This is a genomic window from Planococcus sp. RAB007_Raresut (genome assembly GCF_057369535.1).
This window is the reverse complement of sequence record NZ_JBXYIF010000191.1, coordinates 1-253: the sequence shown is the minus strand read 5'-3', so window position 1 is coordinate 253 and position 253 is coordinate 1. Positions and strand designations below refer to the sequence as shown.

Genomic DNA, 253 nt, shown 5'->3' with positions numbered 1-253 from the left:
ATTACTTGCTAATACTGAGGCGAGTGCACTTCCTTTCAATCAACTTGAAACGATTACGCTAGATGAGGTCATGATTTCATCGGATCAACATTCTAATCAATTGGATGATGTGCTGGATCATCTCGTTCCAGAGCAAACTCTAGTTCCATCAGATACAAGTGTATCGGATACTGGACTGAGTACCGTGTATACAGATTTTTCACAGACGATTAAATCTGATCCTTTTGCATTATTCGATACGGTTCAGCACCCA

The 253-nt window shown here is 40.3% G+C and carries 1 protein-coding gene; it reads left to right on the top strand.

Going from position 1 to position 253, the window contains the following annotated elements; translation table 11 throughout:
- Positions 1-253 (top strand): hypothetical protein (locus AC2Q9J_RS18245; protein WP_499042134.1); only part of this gene is annotated, 253 nt, incomplete at both ends.